Below are 22,469 nucleotides of genomic sequence, written 5' to 3' on the forward strand. Positions count from 1 at the left end.
GTGTGCCCGAGGCCCTCTCAGGCCGCTAGAAGAACGAGAACTCGGGCTCGGGCCGCGGCAGCTCGACCCGGTCGGGGCCGCGGAACGTGCGCGTGTCCTTCGGCACGTCGGCCAGCGGGGTGCCCAGCACGAACGGCACGACGACGCTGGACCTGGCCAGGTCGATGGTCACGTTCGCGCCGGTGCCGGTCTCCTCGCTGTAGGTCGAGTCGGTGCCCGCCACGACGAGACCGATCCTGTGGCCCTTCTTGAAGGTGTAGTCCTGCGGCAGCGTCAGCCACTTGACCGTGCCGTACGTGTTCGGCGGCAGCGGCGTGGCCTGACTGAGCGAGTCGCGGTTCTGGACGTCGATCCAGCCGCGGGCGACGATCTCCAGCGGGCGGGTGGCCACGTTGGTGACGACCTTCTTGTAGCAGGCGTCGTCGGTCGCGGTGCTCTCGCCGTAGCAGTCCTCCTCGGTGAGCGTGGTGATGCCCTGGCCGCGCCGCCAGTCGACGCGGGTGTCCTCTCCGAAGTCGACGAGCAGGGCGGTCAGGTTGGAGGTCGGCTTGTCCAGCTTGACCCGCAGGTCGGCGGTGGGCGTGCCGGACAGGCGCAGGTCGAGCGGGAGCTCACCCGTGGTGAACGCCACCCGCCCCGGGTTCACCGTGCCGACGTCGGCCACCATGTCGGACTCGCTCATGGCGACGTCGGTGAAGGACGCCGTGCTGTTCCTGGCGGCCGGCTTCAGGCCGAGCGAGCCGTCGGCGGCCGGGCGCAGCGACGCCTTGAGCGCGTACGGCGCCGGCCAGTCGCGCTGCGTGGTCCACCGCGCCGGGCCGATCTCGACGTCGGCACGGGGCTCGTTCATGATCCCGTTGCGTACGCCGTGCAGCCAGTAGTCGAACCACCGGTGCAGGGTGTCCACCCAGAGCGCCCTGCGGTCCTGGAAGTCGAACGGGTCCACGTGCTGGGTCTGGCCGACCCAGATCTTGCGCGGCACGTTCCTGTCGGACAGGGCCTTCCACCAGGTGGAGAAGTTGTCGGGCTTGACGTTGAGGTCGTTGACCGTGTGCACGACGAAGACGCTGGCCCTGACCTTGGAGGCGTCGCCCAGCAGGCCCTTGAGGTAGTCGCGCTCGGCCCAGAAGGCGTTGTAGTCGCCGGTGTCGTCGCCGTCCTCGGCGTCCATCTTGTCGCGTACGGGCTGGCACTTCGCCTCGGGGTCGGTGTCCACATAGTTGGCCAGCCAGGAGGCGTAGTCGTAGTTGTAGATGACGCCGTTGGAGCGCTGGTACTTGTACCAGGAGCTGATCGCCGAGATGGGGACGATCGTCTTCAGGCCCTCGACCCCGGTGGCGGCGACGGCGTTGGCCAGGGTGCCGTCGTACGACTTGCCGATCATGGCGGCCTTGCCCGTCGTCCAGTCGGCCACGGCCGGCGTGCCGTCCTCCTTGACCGCCTTGGCGCGGCCGTTCAGCCAGTCGATGACGGCCTTGCCGCCCAGCACGTCCGCCTTGCCGCCGATGTCCGGGCAGCCCTCTGAGCGGGTGGTGCCGAGCATGTCGACGTTGAGGACGGCGTAGCCGCGGGGGACGAAGTAGTTGTCGTAGAAGAGCGGGAATTTAACGACATTTCCGGCGGCGTCATAAATTTTGCGCTCTGCCTCGTTTCCACGGCCTGAGTTGTCGTAGTACGGGCTCTCATCGATGATCACCGGCACCTTGAGCCCCGGGCCGGACTCCTTGGGCCTGATGATGTCCACCCGTACCTTGTCGAGCCTGCCGTCCAGGTCGCTGTCCACGGTGGACTCGACGTACACGTGCTCGCGGACGGCGTCCGCGTACGAGAAGACCGGCTGCGTACGGCCGTTCTCGACGGTGATCGTTGGTCCGGCTGCCGCCTGGGCAGGGGTCGCGATCGCCAGGGCGAGGGCGACGGCGAGCACGGCCGGTCGTAATTGTGGCACGCGTGACCTCCGGGACAGTTGGCCAAATACACCGCAATCTCTCAGACCGCCCGGGAGCTGACAAGATTTCCCGTATGGATGTAGTGGATCGAGTCCGGGGCTGCCTTCTCGGCGGCGCGATCGGCGACGCGCTGGGGGCGCCGATCGAGTTCCAGTCGCTGCGGGAGATCCGCAGGGATCACGGGGTGGAGGGCATTAGCGGATATGTCGCGACCTGGCGCGGTAAATCCGGCCTCATCACTGACGACACCCAGATGACCCTCTTCACCGTGGAGGGCCTCCTCCGCGCCCGTACCGCCTCAGGGGCTGACGGCGGGGCGGCGCCGGTGGTGGACGCGGTGCGGCAGGCGTACCTGCGCTGGCTCGACACCCAGGACCATCACACTCCCCCGCCCGCGGACCGCCCGCACCGCAGCGGGTGGCTGCGCGAGGAGGGCTGGCTGTACTCGCGCAGAGCCCCGGGCAACGCCTGCCTGTCCGGCCTGCACCGGCCGTTCCCCGGCCCGTCCCCGCTGGGCGAGCCCGGCCCGGTGAACCCGGACTCGAAGGGCTGCGGCACCGTCATGCGCTCGGCACCCTTCGGCCTGCTCTCGCGGCACGACCCTCGGGAGGCGTTCGAGGTGGCGGCGGCGTGCGCGCAGATCACGCATGGGCACCCGACCGGCTACCTGGCCGCGGGAGCGTTCGCGGCGATCATCGCGCACCTGGCGGCGGGCGAGGCGCTGGAGCCCGCCGTCCACAGCACCCTGGAGCTGCTGGCCACGTACCCGGCACACGACGAGACCACCGCGGCCCTGCGCGCGGCCGTGGCGCTGGCCGCCGACGGCGGGCACTCGCCGGAGCGGGTCGAGTCGCTGGGCGGCGCGTGGGTGGCCGAGGAGGCGCTGGCCATCGGCGTGTACTGCGCCCTGGCCGAGCTCTCCGTGGAAGACGCGCTCCTGCTGTCCGTCAACCATTCGGGAGACAGCGACTCCACCGGCTCGGTCTGCGGCAACCTGCTCGGCGCCCTCCACGGCGTCGCCGCCCTGCCCACCTCCTGGCTGCGAACGCTGGAGGGCCGCGACACGATCGACCGCCTCGCCTCGGAGCTGGCCGGGTAACGCGGACCACACTTCCGCTGGTCGGCGTCTAGGCTGGATTCCCTGCAGCCGATGAGGAGAAGGTGCATGCGAAACGTCGCTCGGACCTCGCTGGTGGACGCCGCCATCGACGAGCTCCGCAGGGAGATCGCGCGTGGGGTGTGGCCGGTCGGCACCAAGATCCCTTCCGAGAGCCAGCTCGCGCAGACCCTCGGCATGAGCAGGCTGTCCGTGCGCGAGGCGGTCCGCGTGCTGGCCCACGCGGGGCTGCTGCACACCCGCCAGGGCGACGGCACCTACGTGACCGCCACCGACGAGTCCAAGGTCGCCCTGCGCCGGCGGCTCGACACGGCGGCCGCCATGGACATCATCGACGTGCGCCGCGGCCTCGACCTCGTCGCGGCCAGGCTCGCCGCGGGCAGGCGCACGGAGGAGGACCTGGCCGCCATGCGCGAGACGCTGGCCCGCAGGGACGCGGCCGTCCGGGCGGGCGATCTCGACGGGTTCGCGGACGCGGACGTGGAGTTCCACGTGCGGGTGGCGGACGCGGCGCACAACGCGCTTCTCGCCGACCTCTACCGCAGCATGAGCGACGCCCTGCGCGACAGCATCAGGCCTCAGGAGCAGACGGAGCTCGACCTGGACGGCTCCCACGACGACCTGCTGCGCGCGATCGAGGACGCTGACGTGACGCGGGCGGTCGCCGTGTCGGTCGCCATCCTCGACCAGCAGGAACGCCACCTCTGACGCCCCGGCAGGACGGCCCGCGACGCGTCACATGACGCAGTCCTGCTTCGCCAGGACCAGGCTCATCCCGGTGACCTCGCCGTTCCGCACATCGAAGAGGTAGTACGCCCGCTTGTTGCCGGGCACGTCGGCGGCGGGGTAGCCGTACGGGCCGCGCCGCAACCTGGGATAGGCGGCCTTCAACTGCGCCTTGGTGGAGCCCTCACCGATCCCCTGGGGCGTCCTGGCCCTCGGCGGCGCGACGATCACGGCCACACCGCGCCTCTTCGAGATGTACACCCCGACCCGGTAGCTGTCGTAGGGATTCTCCTTCAGGTCCCAGGTCGTACAGCGGGCGGTGTCTCCGGCGGGCTTGCGGACGATCATGCCGGTCGCCAAGGCCTTCGTCGTGGTCGCCCCGAGCCTCAACCTGCCGTACCCGAACGGACCTAACGTCGCCTTGCGCGCGGTGGCGGCGGTCCCGGCGATCGCCCCGGGCGCGGCACCGGCCACCACGGCCCCTCCGGCCAGCGCCACGACCAGCGCCGAACGGCCGATCCTCATGGCTGTCGTCTGCTTCACCCTGTTACCTCCGTGATCATGAAACCGCCCACCCTAGTCCGGGTGCGGTCCGGTCGCATGCACTTCGGCTGCAAGGCAGCGAAAGCCGGGGTGGCCGCGACGCGGTGCCGCTCGGGAAAGCGGCGTCGCAGAGCACACCCCGGCGATCTACCCAAGCCCCGCTCAGCGGCCTCGTGGCACGGGGCATGGCACCATCTGCCCCTGCGGCAGGGGCGTAATCATGGCGGGAACGGCCCGCGGGAAGAATTCTCTTCATGAGACACCCAAGCAGGGCGCACAATAGAAGTAAGGCGAGAATTCGGCGAGGAGCGAGGAGGCTTGCGCCGTGTCCGCCGCCGGACGCGAATATCTGACTGCGATGCTCGACGTACTCGTTTACGAGAACGTCCTGGTCGCGTGGCGCAGGATTCCCTGGGTCGGCTACATGATCGTCTCGCACGAGGGCGAGGAGATCCGGTTGACCACGCGACAGGCGGAAATGTGGGCGCGCGGCGCCTTCGCCGTCTATCTGGCGCTCGTGGACCAGCGCCGTATCACTCCGCGCATTCCCGGCGACACCCCGCAAACTTAGCCGTCATAATTTCGCGGTAAATGTTGATGTGCGCGACCGGGATCAGGACGGCTTGTTGTTCATCAGCTCCGTGATCTTCCACTCGGCGCCGTCTTTCATGAGCAGGAACAGCTCGCGGTGGGTGCTGTTCCCCGCCTTGCTCGTCGAGCGGACGACGGCGTTCTTGTCGCCGATCGTCCGCACGTCGTCGACGGTGTACGTGGCCTGCTTCGCGCTCCCGCCCTGGAGCACCTTCTGGACGAGGGCGCGGATCGCATCGGTGCTCTCCGCCGTGGGCGCGCCGTCCAGCTCGACCACCGCGGTGCTGGCGAACGCGCTGACGACCTGGTCCAGGTTGCCGGACTTGAGCGCGGAGAAGAAGTCCTCGACGGCCGAGCGGGGCAGCCCGGCGCCGCTGCTCGTCGCGGTCGGCGTGGCGCCCTCGCTCCCCGTCTCCTCCGGTCCCCCGCTCTCGGGCCCCTCCGGCGACTCGGTCTCGCCGGGCGACGTCTCCTCCGTCGTCTCCTCCGTCGGCGTCGCCTGGTTCGCCTCCCCCTTCATCGCTTGCGTACCGTTACCGCCCACGGCGCAGCCCGCCACCAGGAAGGCCGGGACGACCGCCGCCAGCAGGAGACCTCTGCGCTGAAAAATCTTGCTCATGGCCGCTTGATGCCCCGGCAGGTCTTGAGCGAATGCGGGGTTTGGCCACTCCGCACGACGCCTTTACCCGAGCCCGGGTGTTACTCACAGTAACGGTTCACGGGATTTGATGAGACCGGTCAGAGCTTTGATCGTTGCCGCCACGAGACCAGATCACCGGGCGTCGCCGATAGCGTCCGTCCGGTGTCGCGAATTCAGGCGAACCCCGAACCTCTCCCCCAGCGCGAGGACGCCGAACGTTGTGACAGCGTCGACTCAGAACGGCGCTGCGTGCTGCCGGCGGCCCATCGGAGCCCTCACGTCTATCCCCCGGTGGAGACTGGAGCATAGCCGCCGATAGGCCGCCGGCGCAGCCGATATGCCAGAACGGCAGCGCCGGACAGCATCTCCCCACAGGGCTAGAGGCCGACCTCCACGCCGCCGTCCGCCACCCGTACCGGATAGACCGGCACGACCACCGCCTCCTCGTCCAGGCACTGCCCCGACACCAGCGAGAACACCTGCTTGTGCAGCGGCGAGGCCACGGTCGGCTCGCCCTTCCTGGTGCCGACGATGCCGCGCGAGAGCACGTACGCGCCGCTGAACGGGTCGAGGTTGTCCAGCGCGTGCAGCTTGCCGTCGTAGGTCCGGAAGATCGCCACCTGCACGCCCTCCACCAGGGCGCAGACGCCGCGCTCCGGCAGCATGGTCTCGTAGTCGCAGATCCGCGTCCAGTTGCTCATCGGGCCATCACCGGCTTGATCTGGCCGCGCTCGCTGGCGAACACGATCGACGGGTCGGGCACGCCGGGGGCGTTGACGAAGCTGACGAACCTGCTCAGCTTCTCCGGGTCGTCCAGGGTGGCCGCCCACTCGTCGGCGTAGGTGGCGATGTGGTTCTCCATCTGCGCGTCCAGGTCGGCGCAGATGCCGAGCGAGTCTTGCATGATCACCTCGCGGAGATAGTCGAGGCCGCCGTCGAGCGACTCGAGCCAGGCGGCTGTGCGCTGCAGGCGGTCGGCCGTGCGGATGTAGAACATGAGGAATCGGTCGATGGTCCTGATCAGTTCGTCGGTGCTCAGGTCCGTGGCCAGCAGGTCGGCGTGGCGGGGCTTGAAGCCGCCGTTGCCGCCGACGTACAGGTTCCAGCCCTGCTCGGTGGCGATGATGCCGAAGTCCTTCGACCTGGCCTCGGCGCACTCGCGGGCGCAGCCGGAGACGGCCGACTTGAGCTTGTGCGGCGAGCGCAGGCCGCGGTAGCGCAGCTCCAGCGCGATGGCCAGGCCCACCGAGTCCTGGACGCCGTAGCGGCACCAGGTCGAGCCCACGCACGACTTCACCGTGCGCAGCGCCTTGCCGTACGCGTGGCCCGACTCGAAGCCGGCGTCCACCAGCCGCCGCCAGATCTCCGGGAGCTGGTCCACCCGGGCGCCGAACAGGTCGATGCGCTGCCCACCGGTGATCTTCGTGTAGAGGCCGAAGTCGCGGGCCACCTCGCCGATCACGATGAGCTTGTCGGGGGTGATCTCGCCGCCGGGGATGCGCGGCACGACCGAGTACGTGCCGTTCTTCTGCATGTTGGCGAGATAGGCGTCGTTGGTGTCCTGCAGCGCGGCCCGCTCGCCCTCGAGCACGTGGCCGTTGTGCAGCGAGGCCAGGATCGAGGCCACGGCCGGCTTGCAGATGTCGCAGCCCCTGCCCTGCCCGTGCTCGGTGATGAGCTGGGAGAACGTCGTGATCTTGCGGACCCGTACGATGTCGAAGAGCTCGGCCCGCGAGTACGTGAAGTGCTCGCACAGCGCCTTGCTGACCTCGACGCCCGACTTCTCCAGCAGCTGCTTGAGCATCGGCACGCAGCTGCCGCAGGTCGTGCCGGCGCGCGTGCAGGCCTTGATGCCGGGGACGTCGGTGACGCCCTTGTCGGCGATGGCCGAGCGGACGTCGCCCGCGCAGACGTTGTTGCACGAGCACACCTGCGCCTCGTCCGGCAGGTCCAGGCTGGCCCCGGCCCCGCTGAACAGCAGGTCGGACGGCGAGGCGGGCAGCTGCTTGCCCACGAAGGGCCGCAGGGAGGTGTACGGGGAGGCGTCGCCCACGCAGATGCCGCCGAGCAGCGTCTTGGCGTCGTCGCTGATGAACAGCTTCTTGTAGACGCCGGCCACGGGGTCCATGTAGGTGACGTCGAGCGCTCCCGTCATCGCCCCGAACTGCGCCACCTCGACGCCCAGCAGCTTGAGCTTCGTGGACATGTCGGCGCCCTCGAAGGTCGAGGCGCCGCCCATGATCCGGTCGGCCGCCACCTCGGCCATCGTGTTGCACGGCCCGACGAGCCCGTAGACCATTCCGCCGACCAGCGCGCACTCGCCGACCGCGTAGATCGAGGGGTCGGAGGTGAGCATCGCGGAGTCCACCACGATGCCGCCCCGCTCGCCCACCTCGAGCCCGGACGACCTGGCCAGCTCGTCACGCGGCCTGATGCCCGCCGAGAAGACCACGACCTGCGCGTCCACCAGCGTCCCGTCCGGCTTGCGCAGGCCGATGACCTGGCCGTCGTCGCCGGCGACGATCTCCTTCACGCCCGCGCCGGCGTGCACGCTCAGCCCGAGCCCCTCGATGTGGGACTTCAGCACCGAGCCGCCGCCCTCGTCCACCTGCCGCGGCATCAGCCAGGGGCTCATCTCGACGATGTGCGCCTTCAGCCCGAGCGCCCGCAGCGCGTCGGCGGCCTCCAGGCCGAGCAGCCCGCCGCCGACCACGACGCCTTCGACCGCGTCCTTGGCGGCCACCCTGATCGCGTCCAGGTCCTCGAGCGTCCGGTAGACGAAGGCGTGCTCGGCGCCGGGCACCGGCGGCACGAACGGCGCCGACCCGGTGGCCAGCACGAGCACGTCATAGGGCTCGGTGCCGCCGTCCGCCGTGGTGACCAGGCGGGCGTCCCTGTCGATGCCGGTGACCCGGCTGCTCAGCCTCGTCACGACGCCCACGGGCACCTGGTAGGTGAGGTCCTCGGCGGTGATGCCCGACAGATAGGAGGTCAGGGCCACCCGGTCGTACGCCGGGCGCGGCTCCTCCCCGATGACCGTGATCCGGCCGTCGAAGCCCTTGTTCACGAGGGTTTCGACGAGCCGGTGGGCCGTCGGCCCGTAACCCACGACGACGATCCTGCTCATACGGAGATCCCTTCCTGCTCGCACAGCCAGCCGACGATGCCCTCCACGGCGTCGCGGCAGGTCCCGCATCCGGTGGTGGCCCTGGTCGCGGCCGCCACTCCGGCCACGTCGCGTGCCCCGGCCTCCCAGCACGCCCTGATCTGGCCCTTGGTCACGTTGTTGCACTGGCAGATCTTGGCCGCGTCCGGCATCAGCGTCGGACTCTCGGCCACCGGTGTCGTGGACAGACCCGGGAACAGCAGCCCCGCCCGGTCCCCCGGCACCTGCGCGCCGCGGTCGAAGAGCTGGGTGAGCGTGCCCACGGCGTCGCTCTCGCCCAGCACGATCGCGCCGACCAGCCGCCCGTCGCGGATGACGAGCTTGCGGTACGTGCCGCGGGCCCGGTGGCTGAAGCGCACCACCTCCGCGTGCTCCTCGGTGAGCTGGGTCTCGCCCATCGCGGCCAGCTCGACGCTCCTGGCCTTGAGCCTGGTGACCAGCCGGGAGCCCCGGTAGAGCGCCTTGCCGCCGGTGATGACGTCGGCGGCCACGGTGGCCTGCTCCCAGGCGGGCGCGACGAGGCCGTACACGGTGCCGTCGTGCTCGGCGCACTCACCGATGGCGAAGATCGACGGGTCGTCCGTACGCAGCTCGTCGTCCACGACGACCCCGCGCCGCACTTCCAGCCCCGCGTCGGCGGCCAGCCCGGTGACGGGGCGGACGCCGCAGGCCAGCACCACGAGGTCGGCCTCGACGAGCTCGCCGCCGGTCAGCCGGACGCCGTCCTCCTGGACCGACTCGGCGCTGACGCCGGTGCGGATCTCCACGCCGAGCCCGGCCAGCGTCTCGCCGAGCACCTCGCCCGCCTCGACGTCGAGCTGGCGCTCCATGAGGTGCCCTGCCAGGTGCAGCAGCGTCACGGGCAGGCCGCGCCCGGCCAGCCCGCGGGCCGCCTCGATGCCGAGCAGGCCGCCGCCGACGACCACGGCCCTGCGGGCCCGCTGCGCGACCTCCATGATGCGCTCGCAGTCGTCGAGCGTGCGGAACGGGATGGCCCGCTGCACGCCGGGGATCGGCGGCACGAGCGCCTCGCTGCCGGTGGCCAGGACCAGCAGGTCGTACGGCTCGCGCCGCCCGCCCTCGGTCACCACGTGCCTGGTGTCCCTGTCGATGTGGGCGACCGCGTCGCCGAACGCGGCCTCGACGCTGTGGGCGTCGTACCACGCGGAGTCGAGCAGCCGCACCTGCTCGGGGCGTGAGCTGCCGGCCAGCACGTTGGACAGCAGCACCCGGTTGTAGGGCTGGCGCGACTCCGCGCCGAAAACAGTGATCTTGATGTGCGGGTCCCGGTCGCGTACCTCGCTGACCAGCCGCGACCCGGCCATCCCGTTGCCGACGACGACGAGCCTCATCATGAGTCCCTCTCCACCCTCACCGCGCAGACCTTGAACTCCGGCATCCTCGACGTCGGGTCCAGTGCCGGGTTGGTGAGCCGGTTGGCGCCCTCCCAGTGGAAGGGCATGAAAACGGTGTCGCGCCTGATGGCGTCGCTGATCCTGGCCACGGCCTTGCTCTCGCCCCTCCTGCTGCTGACCCGTACGACGTCCCCGGGCGAGATGTCGAGCTGCTCGGCGAGGTCCGGGTGGAGCTCGACGTACGGCTCGGGGACGGCCTGGACGAGCGGCGCGATCCTGCGGGTCTGTGCGCCGCTCTGGTAGTGGGCGAGCACCCGGCCGGTGCTCAGGTAGATCGGGTAGTCCTCGTCGGTCTCCTCGGCCGCGGGCCGGTGCTGGACGGGCACGAACCTGGCCCGGCCGTCCGGGGTGGCGAAGGAGTCGAGGAACGGGCGCGGCGTGCCGGGGTGCCCGGGCTCCGGGCAGGGCCAGAAGACGCCCTTCTCGGCGGTGATGCGGTCATAGGTGATGCCCGAGTAGTCGGCGAGGCCGCCCTGGCTCGCCCGGCGCAGCTCGTCGAAGATCCTTACCGGCTCGGTCTCGAAGCGGTGCCCGAGCCGTTCGGCGAGCGCCGCGATCACGTCGAGGTCGCTCCTGACGCCCTCGGGCGGCGCGACGGCCTGGTTGCGGAGCAGGACGCGGCCCTCGAGGTTGGTCATGGTGCCGCTCTCCTCGGCCCACTGCGTCACCGGGAACACCACGTCGGCCAGCGCGGCGGTCTCGGACATCACGAAGTCGCAGGTCACGAGCAGATCGAGGGAGGCGATGCGCTCGGCCACGTGCTCGGAGGCCGGCGCGGAGATCACCGGGTTGGACCCGAACACCAGCAGCGCCCGCGGCCCCTCCGGGGTCCCGAGTGCGTCGAGGAGCTCGTACGCCGACCGCCCTGGCCCCGGGAGGCTGTCCGCGGTGACCCCCCACACGCCCGCCACGTGCTCGCGGGCCGCCGGGTCGTCGATCTTGCGGTAGCCGGGGAGCTGGTCGGCCTTCTGGCCGTGCTCCCTGCCGCCCTGCCCGTTGCCCTGCCCGGTGACGCACCCGTAGCCGGAGCCGTGCCGGCCGGGCAGCCCCAGCGCCAGCGCCAGGTTGATGAACGCGGTGACCGTGTCGGTGCCCTTGGCGTGCTGCTCGGCGCCGCGCCCGGTCAGGATGTACGCGTTGCCCGCCGCGGCCAGCGCCCTGACCGCCTGCCGCATCCGGTAGACCGGCACGCCGGTGATCCGCTCGACCCGCTCAGGCCACCAGGCGGCCAGCGACGTGCGCACCTCCTCGAAGCCGGTGGTGCGGGCGGCCACGTACCGCTCGTCCACGAGCTCGTCCGCGATGGCCAGGTGGAGCATCCCGAGCGCCAGCGCCAGGTCGGTGCCAGGCATGGGCTGCAGGTGCAGCCAGGCCAGCTTGGCCGTCTGCGTGCGCCGCGGGTCGATGACGATCATGCGCGGGCCGCTCAGGTGGCGCACGAACGGCGGCATGGTCTCGGCGACGTTCCCGCCGGCCAGGAGCACGACGTCGGCCTCGGCCAGGTCGGTGATCGGGAACGGCATGCCCCGGTCCATCCCGAACGCCTTGATCGAGGCCGCCGCGGCCGACGACATGCAGAACCGGCCGTTGTAGTCGATCTGGCTGGTGCCCAGCGCGACCCTGGCGAACTTGCCGAGCGTGTAGGCCTTCTCGTTCGTGAGCCCGCCGCCGCCGAACACGGCCACGCCGTCGGGGCCGTGTTCGGCGCGGATGGCGGCCAGCCGCTCCGCCACGTAGTCGAGGGCGACGTCCCACTCCACAGGCTCGCCGTGGAGGAGCGGGGCGGTCAGGCGCTCGCCGTTGGTGAGCAGCTCACCCGCCGTCCAGCCCTTCTGGCACAGCGCGCCCGAGGCGTTCGCGGGGATGTCGGTCCTGGGGCTGATGGCCAGCCCGGGGCCGATCTCCATGCCGCACTGGAGCGCGCAGTACGGGCAGTGAGTCTTCGTCACGTCAGACCCGGGCATAAGCGAGGCTGGCCACGACGGAGGCGCCGACCTTGCGGGTGTAGCACCACCAGGTCAGGGCGAAACAGGACACGTAGAAGACCCCGAAGGCGAGGAACGCGGGCGCCGGGGTCCCCGCGGCGGCGAACGCCATCCCGAACGCCCGGTTGATGAGGAACCCGCCCAGCGCGCCGACCGCCGAGATGATGCCGAGGGCCGCCGACGCCTGGCGCTTGCCGTACAGCAGGGTCTCCTCGCTCTCACCGCGCTCGGCGACCGCCTTGGCCTGGAAGATGGCCGGGATCATGCGGTACGTGGAGCCGTTCCCGATGCCGGCGGTCACGAAGAGCAGCTGGAAGGCCAGGAAGAACAGCCAGAAGTTGCCCGAGCCGCTGGCCAGCCAGACCAGGAGCACGCCGCCGCCCATCCCGGCGAAGTTCCAGAGCGTGACGGGAGCGCCGCCGAGCCTGTCGGCCAGCCAGCCGCCCACCGGCCTGATCAGCGAGCCCAGCAGCGGCCCGACGAACGCCACCGCGGCGAACGGGGCCTCGGGGAAGAGGCTCTTGCTGAGCAGCGGGAAGGCCGTCGAGTAGCCGATGAACGAGCCGAACGTCCCGATGTACAGGAACGACATGATCCACGTCTGCGCCTTGCCTGCCACGGCGAGCTGCTGGCGCGGGTCGGCCTTGGCACTGGTGAGGTTGTCCATGAAGAACCAGGCGCAGGCGGCGGCCACGACGACGAACGGGATCCAGAACCACCCGGCGGCGGCCAGGCCGAACGCGCCGATGACCAGCGGCATGACGAGCTGGACGGAGCTGACGCCGATGTTGCCGCCGGCCGCGTTCAGCCCCAGCGCGACCCCCTGCTTGTCGCGGGGGTAGAAGTAGGTGATGTTGGCCATGCTGGAGGCGAAGTTCCCGCCGCCGAACCCGGCCAGGGCCGCGATCACCAGGAAGAGCCAGTACGGCGTGGCCGGGTTGTTGACCGCCACCCCCAGCAGCACGGCGGGGATGAGCAGCAGCATCGCGCTCATCACCGTGAAGTTGCGCCCGCCGACCTTGGCGGGGCCGAACGTGTAGGGCACGCGGAGCACCGAGCCGACCAGGTTGGGCAGCGCGACCAGCCAGAAGAGCTGGTCCGTGGAGAACTCGTAGGCCCCCATCTTGGTGGCCACGATGCTCCACAGCGTCCACACCGTGAAACCGAGGTGCTCGGCCAGGATCGAGAAGATCAGGTTGCGCCGTGCGACACGCTTGCCTGAACTCTCCCAGAAGGCTGGGTCATCGGGGTGCCACTCGGCGATCCAGCGCGCCATCGAACTCTCTCCTACGCTCGGCGTCCGGGGAACTCCAAGGTAGGAAGCGCTCGTTACGCACTTTGACGATCCGTGGCTGTGCGTTCGTTACGTGTGATTCACCGCTGTAACAAGCCACGCACAAGCGTCACTGACGAAACATGCTCGTAATGATCAACTGCTGCCCCCCGAAACGTGGGCGTCACCTTTGTCACGGTACGTAATCATCAGTCCGGCGGGCGCCCAGACGCTGGAGCGGCTCGTCGGTCAGCCGGTACCTCAGCCACTCGTCCTGGCGCACCGCGCCGAGCTTGTCGTAGAAGGCGATGCTGGGCTCGTTCCAGTCGAGGACCGACCATTCGAACCGCTGGTAGCCGCGCTCGTCGCAGATGCGGGCCAGCTCCTTCATGAGGGCCACGCCGTGGCCGGCGCCGCGGTGCTGGGGGCGTACGTAGAGGTCCTCCATGTAGATGCCGTGCACTCCCCGCCACGTCGAGAAGGTGAGGAACCACAGCGTGAAACCGGCCACCTCGCCGTCCTGCTCGGCGATGTGGACGAACGCGGCGGGGTGGTCGGAGAAGAGCGCCGCGTGCAGCTGCTGCTCGGTCGCCCGCGCTTCGTGCGCGGCCTTCTCGTACGTGGCGAGCTCCCTGATCATGCTGAGGATCTGGGGCACATCGGCGGGCGTGGCAGGTCGAATCATGCCGTTCAGTATCGGTCATCGCCTGGGGAAACCGGACGGAACCTTTCACCAGTTATGTGAATCAAACAGATGAAAGATCGAGACGGGGGTCATATGCAGCTTCATCTGGACGAACAGCGGGGGCTCTCGCAGCTCCTGGAGGACTACCTCCGGCAGTGGGAGGAGCGGACGGGGATCGCGGTGGAGGTGTGGGCGCTGCCGGGCGGGAACGTGCCCTCCCAGGTCGCGGAGGTGGTCCTGACCACCGTTCGGGAGGCGCTCGACAACGTGGAGCGCCACAGCAAGGCGCGTACCGTGTCGGTCGCGGTCACCGCGGGGGCGCGGGGACTGCGGCTGACCATCAGCGACGACGGGGCCGGCTTCCCGCTGGGGACGGAGGGGCGGGGCCTGCGGGTCATGAAGGCCGGCCTGGCGAACATCTCCGGCGTATTGAAGATCAACAGCGTGCTGGGGGGAGGCACCACGGTGAGCGCCGTCGCGCCCCTGGGCTAGCGGCCCGTTGACCATCCAGGACACTGTTACCCATGGAACAACGCACGTTGGGACGGACAGAGCGCCAGGTGGGCATCGTGGGCCTGGGCGCGTGGCAGCTCGGCGCCGACTGGGGGCAGGTGACGGAGGACGACGCCGTCGCCACCCTCAGTGCCGCCGTGGACGCGGGCGTCACCTTCATCGACACGGCCGACGTCTACGGCGACGGGCGCAGCGAGCAGATCGTCGGCCGCTTCGCCAAGGACCGCCCGGAGCTGACCGTCGCCACCAAGATGGGCCGCCGGCTCGAGCAGCTCCCCTCGAACTATGTGATGTCCAACTTCCGCGCGTGGAACGAGCGCTCCCGCCGGAACCTGGGCGTGGACACCATCGACCTGGTCCAGCTCCACTGCCCGCCGACTCCGGTGTATTCGACGGACGCGGTCTTCGACGCCCTGGACACGCTGGTGGCCGAGCAGAAGATCGCGGCGTACGGGGTCAGCGTGGAGACGTGCGAGGAGGCGCTGACGGCGATCGCGCGGCCGGGTGTGGCGACCGTGCAGATCATTCTCAACGCCTTCAGGCTCAAGCCGCTGGAGCAGGTCCTGCCCGCCGCCCGCGCCGCCGGCGTGGGCATCATCGCCCGCGTCCCGCTGGCCAGCGGCCTGCTGTCCGGCCGGTACGACGAGCACACCACCTTCGGCGCCGACGACCACAGAAACTACAACCGGCGCGGGGAGGCGTTCGACGTCGGGGAGACCTTCTCGGGCGTGGACTTCGGCACGGGCCTGGAGGCGGTCCGCCGGCTGGCCCCGCTGGTGCCCTCGGGCGTGACGATGGCCCAGTTCGCCCTCCGCTGGATCCTCGACCAGGAGGGCGTCTCGGTGGTCATCCCGGGCGCCCGCAACCCGGCCCAGGCCACCGCCAACGCCTCCGCGGCCTCCGTGCCCGCGCTCGACGCGGCGACCATGAAGGCGGTCCAGGAGATCTACGACGACCTGATCCGCCCCCAGGTCCACCACCGCTGGTAGGGCGGCTGGCCTTTCGGCACCGTGAGACCCCTCTGGCCGTACGGTGAGGCAGGGGTTGCGGGGGCGGCGGACGCGCCGCGATTGTCGGTGGCGGCGCGTAGCGTCGCGGCTGTGAATCGTACCGACCGGCTCTACGCGCTCGTCGAGGATCTGCGCGCCATCGCGCCCCGCTGCCGCTCCGCACGCGAGCTGGCCGAGCGGTTCGAGGTGAGCGTGCGCACGATCGAGCGCGACATCACCGCTCTGCAGGAGTCAGGGGTGCCGATCTACGCCGAGCCGGGCCGCAAGGGCGGTTATGCCATCGACAAGAAGATGACCCTTCCCCCGCTCAACTTCACCCCCGCCGAGGCGGTGGCCATCGCGGTGGCGCTCAGCCGGGCCGGCGACCAGCCGTTCGGCCGGCAGGCGCGCAGCGCGTTACGCAAGGTGGTGGCCGCGATGCCGGGGTCGGAGGGCGAGCTCGCCAGGGAGCTGGCGCGGCGGGTGCAGCTGATCCAGCATCAGCCCGAGCCCGGTGCGCAGACCCAGCCGCTCGGCGCCGAGGGGATCTCCCGGGCCATCGAGGAGGCGCTGCTGCGCCGGCGCGTGCTCAGGCTCGACTACGCCGACGCCAAGGGCATGCTGACCTCGCGCGACGTCGAGCCTGGCGTGTTCCTGGGCGGCCGGGGCGGGTTCTGGTATCTCGTGGCGTGGTGCCGGCTCCGCGATGACGTGCGGGTCTTCCGCCTCGATCGGATCGCCGCCGCGACCGTGACCGCCGAGCGCTGTCCCGACCGCCCGCTCGAAGGCTTCGCCCCCGACGTGCCCGAGATGATTGTTCACGGCACTGTGCTCGATTAGTCAATGGAAAACACCGACATAGGGTTGTCGCCATCACGTTAGATCGTTGTCCTGTTCGAGAAATACGACCTGGAGACGACGATGGACAACACGGTGACCTGGTTCGAGGTGGCGACCGACGACCCCGAGGGCGCTCAGGCGTTCTACGGCGGGCTGTTCGGCTGGACGTTCGCCCGCGACGACGAGGGGCCGCTCGACTACCGGATGATCAACTATCCGGGCGGTGAGCGGCCCGCCGGCGGGCTGTTCAACACCAAGGGCGAGTTCCCCGCGCACGCGATCTTCCACGTGCAGGTTGCCGACGTCGAGGCGGCCTGCGCCAAGAGCGAGTCGCTGGGCGGCAAGGTGATCATGAAGGTGATCGACGACGGCGCCGGCACCGACTTCGCCTACCTCCGTGACACGTCGGGCAGCGTCTTCGGGATCTTCCACCGGAGGTGACCCCGACGCCTGGGTGATCAGCCGTCCGACGGCCGGAGAGAGCGCCTTCCCCGCGGGCTCCGGCATACGGACGGGGTCGCTTCACAGCGGTTCACCCGGTGCCCTGGGCACGCCGCCGATCGCCGAGCGGCGGCGCGTCCAGGGCCAAGCACGATCAGGCCAAGCACAGCCAGGCCGAGCACGGTCAGAAGGCGGCCGTGGCGAGCCAGCGGCCGAGGAGGTCAGCGTCGCCGTAGACCGTCAGCTCCTCCGGCGAGCGCCGGCCGTACATCAGGAGCAGCAGGTCCTGGGCTGTCCCCTGGACCGCGCTGTCGCCCTTGGCGTGCCCGCGCTCCCAGGAGATCCTCCCGGCCGGCCCCTGGGTGATGGTCCACTCGCCGTCGGCGTCGGTCGCGTGGAGGTGGATCGTGGCCCCCTCCACGCCGAGCTCCGCCAGCCGCGGCGTGATCCAGCCGGCGTACGGCAGGTTGTGCAGAAACTCCTCGACGCCGTCGATCGCCACGTCGGCCGGGACGACCGGGTCGATGCCGAGCGCCAGCTCCGCGTCGGCCCGGTGGACCACCAGCTCGAAGACCATCCGGCGGGGCCACCAGGACGCCTGCCGGTCAGGGCCCCACGTCCACACCGTCATCGACGGGTCGGTGGCGCGGAGCGTGTCGAGCAGCTCGGCTGCCCCGGCGGCCAGCCAGGCCGCGTCGCCGCTCCGGCCCTCGGCCAGCCCGCTGGGCACCTGGCGCGACCAGATCCGCTCCTGGACCTGGTTACGCAGGATGTGGGCGGCCCAGCGATGCGTCTGGCCGACATGCGTGATCAGGTCGGCCATCGTCCATCCCGGGCACGTGGGCACCGGGATGGACAGGTCCGTGGCCAGAGCGCCGAGCCGCGCGGCCTCCGTCTCGATAAGCGAGTCATACGTCACAGGCCCACATTAGGCCGCCGGGCAGGTGGTGCCCTTCGCCGGCAGCTTGCCGTCGATCAGGAACCCGTCCACGAGCCCCTGGATGCACCTGCTCCCCGACAGGTAGGCCCCGTGCCCCTCGCCCTCGTACGTGACCAGGGTGGCGGTCTTGAGCTGGGCCGTCAGCTTGGGAGCCCATTCGTACGGCGTGGCGGGGTCGCCCTTGCCGCCGACCACCATGATCGGTGCGGACCCGGTGGCGTTCACGTGCCGCGCCTGATCGCTGCCCTTGACCGGCCAGACCCGGCACAGCCCGCCCGAGCCCTCGCTGCCGAACAGCGGCGAGATCTTCATCGCGGCCGCCTCGGTGCGCCTGATCTCCGCCTCGCTGGGCCGTTCGGAGGTGTCCACGCAGGTGATGGCCGGGAAGCTGGTCATCTGCGTCGAGTACGAGCCGTCCTCGGAGCGGCCCGTGTAGGAGTCGGCCAGGTACATCAGCCCGTCGCCCCGGCCCTTGAGCGCCTCGCTGAGCGCCTGCTCCAGGAACGGCCAGGTCATCTCCGAGTACAGCGCCGCCGCCACGCCCGTGGAGGCCAGGCCCTGGGTGAGCTCGCGCTGGCCGACCTTCAGCGGCTGCGTGGTGAGCTGGGTCATCAGCTTCTCGACGTTCGCGTCGGCGGCGGTCTGGTCCGCGCCGAGGTCGCACTTGTTCTTGACGCACGCCCGCAGGAAGCTCTCGTACGCCCGCTGGAACCCGCGCGTCTGCACCAGCGTCCGCTGCTCGAACGTCACCGTCGGGTCGAGCGGCGCGTCGAGCACCATGCGCCCCACGTTCTTGGGGAACTCGGTGGCGTACACGGCGCCGAGCTGCGTGCCGTACGACATGCCGACGTAGTTGAGCTTGGGATCGCCCACCGCGGCGCGGATCCTGTCCATGTCGCGGGCGGCGTTCACCGTGCCGATGTACGGCAGGATCTTGCCGGAGTTCTGCTCGCAGAGCTTGGCGAACTGCTTGTTGGCCTGCGCGGCCTCCTGGTGGGTCTTGTTGTCGACCGGCAGGGTGTCCAGGGCGGTGAACCTGTCCATCTCGGCGCCGTCACCGCAGCGCACCCCGGAGCTGCGCTCGACGCCGCGCGGGTCGAAGCTGACCAGGTCGTAGCGGTCGCGCAGCGCGGTGAGCGCCTTGCCGGCCTGGTCGAGCGTGTCGACGCCCGAGGCGCCGGGCCCGCCGAAGTTGAACACCATCGAGCCCAGCTTCTTGGCCTTGCCCGTGGCCTGGAGCTTGATGAGCGCCAGGTCGATCTTCTCCCCGTCGGGCTTGGCGTAGTCCAGGGGCACCGCGAGCTTCCCACATCGTACGGACGCGTCCTGGCGGGCCGGCGGCTCGCCGTCAGGGCGCTTGATGTCGGTGCACGGTCCCCAGTTGATCGTATCGATGCCCCCCGTGGACTGCGTGGCGGGCTCTGCTGCCGGCACGGTGGAGCAGCCGGCGGCGGCGGCCGTCATGAGCAGGGCGGCGGCTAGGACGCGTCGCATGAAACTGATTTCCCCTCGTCTCTCAGGGGGAAGTAGTGCCCACAATACGTGACGCCGCACCATACCCGGGTGAGGCAGCGCGTACCCCTCCTCGACGTGCCGCCTCACAGGCCAACCGGCCTGGGCGCTGAAATGACGGCGCTCCCGCGAAAGAATCTTCGCGGGAGCGCCTCATCCGGATGACTCAGACGCCCATCGACTGGGTGTCGTTGCTCTCGGCGCCGCCGGCCTCGGTGACGCCGTTCTTGAGGTGGTAGCGGGCGATGGCCTCGCGCAGCACCTCGCCGTCGAGCTCGCCCCGCTTGACCAGGCTGGTCAGCACGGCCAGCGTGATCGAGGCGGCGTCCACGTGGAAGTGGCGGCGCAGCGCCGAGCGCGTGTCGGACAGGCCGAACCCGTCGGTGCCCAGCGAGGACCAGTCACCCGGCACCCACTGCGCGATCTGGTCCTGCACGGCCTTCATGTAGTCGCTGACACCCACGAACGGGCCCTGCGCGTGGGAGAGCACCTGGGTCACGTAGGGCACCCGCTGCTCGGCGTCGGGGTTGAGCAGGTTGTGCTCCTCACAGGCCATGGCATCGCGGCGCAGCTCGGACCACGACGTCGCCGACCACACGTCAGCCGACACGCCCCAGTCCTCCGCGAGCAGGCGCTGCGCCTCCATCGCCCACGGGCCCGCCACGCCCGAGACCAGGATGTTGGCCTTCGGACCCTGGATCTGCGGCCCGTCGGCGAACTTGTACAGGCCCTTGAGCAGGCCCTGCACGTCGATGTTCGCGGGCTGGGCGGGCTGCAGGTAGGGCTCGTTGTAGACGGTCAGGTAGTAGAAGACGTCCTCCGGCTGGTCGCCGTACATCCTCCGCAGGCCGTCCTTGACGATGTGGGCCACCTCGAACGCCCAGGACGGGTCATAAGAGACCGCGGCCGGGTTGGTCGAGGCGATGAGCGGCGTGTGGCCGTCCTCGTGCTGCAGGCCCTCACCGTTCAGCGTGGTGCGGCCGGCGGTGGCGCCGAGCAGGAAGCCGCGGCCCATCTGGTCGCCCATCTGCCACATCTGGTCGCCGGTGCGCTGCCACCCGAACATCGAGTAGAAGATGTAGATCGGGATCATGTGCTCGCCGTGCGTGGCGTAGGCGGTGCCGGCCGCGATGGCCGAGGCCATCGAGCCCGACTCGCTGATGCCCTCGTGCAGGATCTGCCCCTGCACGGCCTCCTTGTACGACAGCAGCAGCTCCCTGTCGACGGCCTCGTACGTCTGGCCGTGCGGCGAGTAGATCTTGGCCGTCGGGAACATGGCGTCGAGACCGAACGTGCGGGCCTCGTCCGGGATGATCGGCACGAACCGGTGGCCGATCTCCTTGTCGCGCATGAGGTCCTTCAGCAGCCGCACGAACGCCATCGTGGTGGCCACCTGCTGCTTGCCCGAGCCCTTCTGGAAGGTGCTGTAGACCTCGTCGCCGGGCAGCTTGACCGGCTTGGCGCGCATGACCCGCTTGGGCAGCACGCCGCCGAGCGCCGCGCGGCGCTCCTTCATGTACTGGATCTCGGGGTCATTCTCGCCCGGGTGGAAGTACGGGGGCAGGTCGCCCTCCAGAGCCGAGTCCGGGATCGGCAGGTAGAGCCGGTCGCGGAACTCCTTCAGCTCGGCCTTGGTGAGCTTCTTCATCTGGTGGGTGGCGTTGCGCGCCTCGAAGTCCTTGCCCAGCGTCCAGCCCTTGATGGTCTGGGCGAGGATCACGGTCGGCTGGCCGACGTGCTCGCGGGCCGCCTTGAACGCCGCGTAGACCTTGCGGTAGTCGTGGCCGCCGCGCGACAGCTTGCGGATGTCGTCGTCGGTCAGGTGCTCGACCATCTTGCGCAGGCGCGGGTCGCCGCCGAAGAAGTTGTCGCGGATGTACCCGCCGGACTCGACCGAGTACGTCTGGAACTGGCCGTCGGGGGTCGTGTTCATCTGGTTGACCAGCACGCCGTCGACGTCGGCCGCGAGCAGCGGGTCCCAGTCGCGGCCCCACACGACCTTGATCACGTTCCAGCCGGCGCCGCGGAAGTACGACTCCAGCTCCTGGATGATCTTGCCGTTACCGCGTACCGGACCGTCGAGCCGCTGCAGGTTGCAGTTGATCACGAACGTGAGGTTGTCGAGCTCCTCGCGGGCCGCCAGGCCGATCGCGCCGAGCGACTCGGGCTCGTCCATCTCGCCGTCGCCGAGGAACGCCCACACGTGGCTGCGGCTGGTGTCCTTGAGCTGCCGGTTGAGCAGATAGCGGTTGAACCGCGCCTGGTAGATCGCGCCGATCGGGCCGAGGCCCATGGAGACCGTCGGGAACTCCCAGAAGTCGGGCATGAGGCGCGGGTGGGGGTAGGAGGGCAGGCCGTGGAAGCCGTGCGAGAGCTCCTGCCGGAACGCGTCGAGCTGCGCCTCGTTGAGCCGGCCCTCGAGGAAGGCGCGGGCGTAGATGCCGGGCGCCGCGTGCCCCTGGAAGAAGACCTGGTCGCCGGACTCGCCGTGGTCCTTGCCGCGGAAGAAGTGGTTGAAGCCCACTTCGTAGAGGGAGGCGGCGGAGGCGTAGGTGGCGATGTGACCGCCGACGTTGGTGCGGGCGTTGGCCCTGGACACCATGATCGCGGCGTTCCAGCGGATGTAGGCGCGGATGCGGCGCTCGACGTGCTCGTCACCCGGGAACCAGGGCTCGCGCTCCGGCGGGATCGTGTTGATGTAGTCGGTGCTCCGCAACCCCGGCACGCCGACCTGGTGCTCGCGGGCCCGCTCCAGCATGCGCAGCATGAGGTAGCGGGCTCTGGTGCGGCCTTCGGTCTTGACGACATTGTCGAGAGACTCGAGCCACTCGTTGGTCTCGCTGGGGTCGACATCAGGCAGCTGGCTGGGTAGGCCGTCGCTGATGATCGAGAATCGCTGGCGTCCGGAAGCCACTGGGTCTCGCCTTCCGAGGATGACTGATGTCTGGTCTTTTGGGCGCTTAGCCCTCGCGGTCGCCTTCCATCCTGGTCGCTAGCCGTAGAAAACGCATCTCTACTGGCCGGTAACCAGAGGCGTCCCTGCTGGCAGAGACGATCAGATGGCCTAGACCACCGATGGTAGGACGAATCGCCCCCAAAGGTTACATCCCGGGAGCAATTTAACAAGACAGGAAAACGGACGAA

The 22,469-nt window shown here is 69.9% G+C and carries 19 protein-coding genes; 7 read left to right on the forward strand and 12 right to left on the reverse strand.

The window, feature by feature from the left end; genetic code table 11:
* Positions 1–25: 25 nt before the first annotated feature.
* Positions 26–1,948 (reverse strand): Xaa-Pro dipeptidyl-peptidase, encoded by a 1,923-nt coding sequence (locus AB0J64_RS39385; RefSeq protein WP_364039252.1) that lies wholly within the window; start codon positions 1,946–1,948, stop codon positions 26–28.
* 74 nt (positions 1,949–2,022) lie between these two features.
* Between AB0J64_RS39385 and AB0J64_RS39390 the strand changes: the two genes are divergently transcribed.
* Both AB0J64_RS39390 and AB0J64_RS39395 read left to right on the forward strand, forming a co-directional pair.
* Entirely contained in the window at positions 2,023–3,048 is a 1,026-nt protein-coding gene (locus AB0J64_RS39390) for an ADP-ribosylglycohydrolase family protein (protein ID WP_364039255.1), read from the forward strand.
* A gap of 66 nt (positions 3,049–3,114) precedes the next feature.
* Positions 3,115–3,774 (forward strand): FCD domain-containing protein, encoded by a 660-nt coding sequence (locus tag AB0J64_RS39395; RefSeq protein ID WP_364039258.1) that lies wholly within the window; start codon positions 3,115–3,117, stop codon positions 3,772–3,774.
* A gap of 27 nt (positions 3,775–3,801) precedes the next feature.
* Here the strand turns inward: AB0J64_RS39395 and AB0J64_RS39400 are convergent, their stop codons facing one another.
* Positions 3,802–4,335 carry a hypothetical protein gene (locus AB0J64_RS39400; protein ID WP_364039261.1) on the reverse strand — a complete coding sequence of 178 codons (534 nt, stop codon included), beginning with the start codon at positions 4,333–4,335 and terminating at the stop codon, positions 3,802–3,804.
* A gap of 325 nt (positions 4,336–4,660) precedes the next feature.
* On the opposite strand from AB0J64_RS39400, the gene AB0J64_RS39405 reads away from it, so the two are divergent.
* A complete protein-coding gene (locus AB0J64_RS39405) occupies positions 4,661–4,906 on the forward strand; it encodes a hypothetical protein (RefSeq protein WP_364039264.1) in 246 nt (81 codons plus the stop codon).
* Positions 4,907–4,948: 42 nt separating this feature from the next.
* Here the strand turns inward: AB0J64_RS39405 and AB0J64_RS39410 are convergent, their stop codons facing one another.
* From AB0J64_RS39410 to AB0J64_RS39440, 7 genes are all read right to left on the reverse strand, one after another.
* Complete coding sequence (locus tag AB0J64_RS39410; protein WP_364039267.1) at positions 4,949–5,545, reverse strand: nuclear transport factor 2 family protein; 597 nt, start codon at positions 5,543–5,545, stop codon at positions 4,949–4,951.
* A 398-nt stretch (positions 5,546–5,943) separates the two neighbouring features.
* Positions 5,944–6,267, reverse strand: a complete 324-nt coding sequence (nirD, locus tag AB0J64_RS39415) for a nitrite reductase small subunit NirD (protein WP_364039270.1) — start codon at positions 6,265–6,267, stop codon at positions 5,944–5,946.
* Positions 6,264–8,693, reverse strand: coding sequence for a nitrite reductase large subunit NirB (gene nirB / locus AB0J64_RS39420; protein ID WP_364039273.1), 2,430 nt, complete (start codon positions 8,691–8,693; stop codon positions 6,264–6,266). The genes nirD and nirB overlap by 4 nt, the downstream gene beginning before the upstream one ends.
* Positions 8,690–10,087, reverse strand: a complete 1,398-nt coding sequence (locus AB0J64_RS39425; RefSeq protein ID WP_364039276.1) for an FAD-dependent oxidoreductase — start codon at positions 10,085–10,087, stop codon at positions 8,690–8,692. Before AB0J64_RS39425 ends, nirB begins: the two co-directional genes overlap by 4 nt.
* A complete protein-coding gene (locus AB0J64_RS39430) occupies positions 10,084–12,096 on the reverse strand; it encodes a molybdopterin-dependent oxidoreductase (RefSeq protein ID WP_364039279.1) in 2,013 nt (670 codons plus the stop codon). The genes AB0J64_RS39425 and AB0J64_RS39430 overlap by 4 nt, the downstream gene beginning before the upstream one ends.
* A 1-nt stretch (position 12,097) precedes the next feature.
* The gene (locus AB0J64_RS39435) at positions 12,098–13,408 is read right to left on the reverse strand and encodes an MFS transporter (RefSeq protein WP_364039282.1); all 1,311 of its coding nucleotides are present in this window, start codon (positions 13,406–13,408) and stop codon (positions 12,098–12,100) included.
* 190 nt (positions 13,409–13,598) lie between these two features.
* Complete coding sequence (locus tag AB0J64_RS39440) at positions 13,599–14,090, reverse strand: GNAT family N-acetyltransferase (RefSeq protein ID WP_364039285.1); 492 nt, start codon at positions 14,088–14,090, stop codon at positions 13,599–13,601.
* A 93-nt stretch (positions 14,091–14,183) separates the two neighbouring features.
* On the opposite strand from AB0J64_RS39440, the gene AB0J64_RS39445 reads away from it, so the two are divergent.
* The 4 genes from AB0J64_RS39445 (at position 14,184) to AB0J64_RS39460 (ending at position 16,873) form a co-directional block, all read left to right on the forward strand.
* A complete protein-coding gene (locus tag AB0J64_RS39445; RefSeq protein ID WP_364039288.1) occupies positions 14,184–14,582 on the forward strand; it encodes an ATP-binding protein in 399 nt (132 codons plus the stop codon).
* A 32-nt stretch (positions 14,583–14,614) separates the two neighbouring features.
* Positions 14,615–15,592 (forward strand): aldo/keto reductase, encoded by a 978-nt coding sequence (locus tag AB0J64_RS39450; protein WP_364039291.1) that lies wholly within the window; start codon positions 14,615–14,617, stop codon positions 15,590–15,592.
* A gap of 111 nt (positions 15,593–15,703) precedes the next feature.
* Positions 15,704–16,432, forward strand: coding sequence for a YafY family protein (locus AB0J64_RS39455; RefSeq protein WP_364039294.1), 729 nt, complete (start codon positions 15,704–15,706; stop codon positions 16,430–16,432).
* 81 nt (positions 16,433–16,513) lie between these two features.
* Positions 16,514–16,873, forward strand: a complete 360-nt coding sequence (locus AB0J64_RS39460; RefSeq protein ID WP_364039297.1) for a VOC family protein — start codon at positions 16,514–16,516, stop codon at positions 16,871–16,873.
* Positions 16,874–17,057: 184 nt separating this feature from the next.
* On the opposite strand, the gene AB0J64_RS39465 is transcribed toward AB0J64_RS39460, so the two are convergent.
* The 3 genes from AB0J64_RS39465 to aceE all read right to left on the reverse strand — a co-directional run bounded on the left by AB0J64_RS39465 (position 17,058) and on the right by aceE (position 22,239).
* Positions 17,058–17,792 (reverse strand): maleylpyruvate isomerase family mycothiol-dependent enzyme, encoded by a 735-nt coding sequence (locus tag AB0J64_RS39465; RefSeq protein WP_364039300.1) that lies wholly within the window; start codon positions 17,790–17,792, stop codon positions 17,058–17,060.
* Between the two features lie 9 nt (positions 17,793–17,801).
* Positions 17,802–19,307: an alpha/beta hydrolase gene (locus AB0J64_RS39470; RefSeq protein WP_364039303.1), complete on the reverse strand. Its 1,506-nt coding sequence runs from the start codon at positions 19,305–19,307 to the stop codon at positions 17,802–17,804.
* Between the two features lie 184 nt (positions 19,308–19,491).
* Positions 19,492–22,239, reverse strand: a complete 2,748-nt coding sequence (gene aceE, locus AB0J64_RS39475) for a pyruvate dehydrogenase (acetyl-transferring), homodimeric type (RefSeq protein ID WP_345002300.1) — start codon at positions 22,237–22,239, stop codon at positions 19,492–19,494.
* Positions 22,240–22,469: the final 230 nt, after the last annotated feature.

It is taken from the genome of Nonomuraea sp. NPDC049695, assembly GCF_040674955.1.
In the GTDB taxonomy this organism is placed as follows: Bacteria; Actinomycetota; Actinomycetes; order Streptosporangiales; family Streptosporangiaceae; genus Nonomuraea; species Nonomuraea helvata.